Genomic DNA, 2,302 nt, shown 5'->3' with positions numbered 1-2,302 from the left:
TGGGTTACTTTTCCTGTATGCACCTTTAACCTTTATTCCCATGAATTTTTCGACAAGAACTTTTCACTGTCCAGTAATCTTATGAAGATACTATAATTTTCCTTACTATGGTTTCTTTGACCTACACTAATCTTTCCTTCCTTCTTAAGTCACGTCCATGATTTCAAATAAAGCAACAAGACTCCGGTTCGAGTACTTGTTGCTTTATTGTTAGGCTTCAGTTTTCCTTCGATATCCTACGTCTCTATTTGGAATAGAGTGAATCATGGCTCTCCTCTAAAAAATTTTATAATTCTGCTACTATCCAACCGTATTTTTCAACGGAAATTCACAAAATAACTTTTGTAGGCTTACAGCATCAACAGAATTACTCTTCAACAATGATACTAGCGTTGCTCTTGCATCATCGTAAGTGGAATATTTTAGTTTTCCTAAAACGGTACGAAGTATGTTCTCAGTTTTCTCCATAATGCTTTCGATAATCGTCGGGTCTAACAAATAAATTCCATTTGTTGCGTGAGCAGCATATTGTTCAACAAATTGTTTTGCGCAAATTAATACATTATAAATTTCTGCATCTTCTGGAATGTTTCGATGATGTTGGACCCACTTATCATGAAAATAGGCTTGACGAATATCATCCAATGGTATAGCACTTTCTGCGTTTTCAATATTACTTTTGATTTCAAATACCACCCAAGATAGTTCGATGTTCCAAACGCTATCTGGAGTCCCTTTTCCTAATGGACGCTCAGTTTGGTAGCCAAGGAACTTTCCTAAGGAACAAAAAGCAATCTCATACTGTTCTGCATTCTTTTGTTGTAACCCATTCCTTACCTTCTGCCACTCTTTTTCAAATCTAGTGTTTCGGTCTCCATACGATTCAAGTATTGAAAGTACTGAATTAACCTGCTGTTCAAATAACTCTGGCACAACTATATCATCAATTTCATGAGCATCGAAAACTCTTTTATCAAGCCATAGTTTATATGGAGCTGCTTGAATTGCTTTATTATGAAACTCCTTGGCTTTTTCAAAATCTTGTTGTAGAACTGAGAGACAAGCAATCAAGTAATTCCACCATGCTCTATACCCCTTCATACTGTCATTTCTACCATATTGATTTATTGTTCTATCTGCAGCTTGATGAGCCTTTTCCCAATCTCCATCCCAAAGAGAGTAAAGATAATCAACTTCATTTATTACTGCTTGCATCATTAACTGGTTAGAAGGATTAATCTTCCTATCTTTATTTTTCTCTACAGTTTCATATTTAATGTAATCTTCTGCTTCTTTCCATGCTTTACCTTGTTCATAGAAGTCTTGTAACGATTTAAGCCATGATTCTTTATCTTTTATATGTTCAATTTGTGAGAATCCTAATGTCATTTCAGAATCAATTTCTGCGGGTAACAACTTTCTGAATTCATCTTTATATAGATACTTACCTATACGATTTCCGAAAAACAAAACGGCTGCATAATCTTTAGTTCCTCTGGTACATCTTCCTAAACCTTGTACAAGCCGTGTTAGCAGTTGGTTTTCAAAAATTTCGGTAGCTTTTAATCTATCTTGGAGAAATTGTTCGGGCAGCCCTAGTGCTGTAGGAAGCTCAACAAATAATTGAAGACGACAATCTGAATCTTTTAAATCTATACCCTCATATCTGCCGGATAATAATAAGATCCCATTCTGTGAAGTAGTAAATGGCTCCATTGTATCCTCCACATCTCTGGCATAAAATAACTTGTATTCTGGTACAATGGATTCAAGTAATTGCTTCATCTCATCCAAAATTGGTTCAGAAGGACACAAAACTAAGGCCCTTGGCTGCATTCTTATAGTATTGGCCAATACATCATCTATTGTCTCTGAGTCAAAATGATCTTCTGGAAATAAAATTAATCTCCTCCCCGATACTTTATTAGCACCGGATTCAAATTTAGATATTTTATAAATATTTTTAACCCCAAAAGTTCTTTCCATTTCTCCACCACTACCAACAGTAGCTGTCATATAGATACGTTCTTGGGCATGAGCAAAAGCAGGGTGACGAAGATTCGGTGGTAAAATTGGACCTATTACAATGGAACTATGTGATAAAAAAATTTGACATGCATGAAGATGTGAGCGAATGCGACTCCATGGAAAGTATAGATTTGTACCATCTACTTTCACATCTAAAATTGTTCGGATATCATCTAGTCTTTGCATCCACAAGCTTTGCGGTATAATGGACTAAGAAAATTAGACAGCAAAAAAGGAGTTTCTTAGTTGTATGGCAACGATGAGGAGAAAGTTC

At 35.6% G+C, this 2,302-nt stretch carries 1 protein-coding gene; it reads right to left on the bottom strand.

The annotated features are described in order from the left end of the window. Nucleotides 1-300: 300 nt before the first annotated feature. Entirely contained in the window at nucleotides 301-2,214 is a 1,914-nt protein-coding gene (locus tag FS806_RS25115) for a helicase C-terminal domain-containing protein (protein WP_144942064.1), read from the bottom strand. Nucleotides 2,215-2,302: the final 88 nt, after the last annotated feature.

It is taken from the genome of Paenibacillus sp. 32O-W, from assembly GCF_007679495.1.
In the GTDB taxonomy this organism is placed as follows: Bacteria; Bacillota; Bacilli; order Paenibacillales; family NBRC-103111; genus Paenibacillus_L; species Paenibacillus_L residui.
The sequence above is the reverse complement of the archived record's forward strand: the minus strand, read 5'-3'. Positions and strand labels throughout refer to the sequence as shown.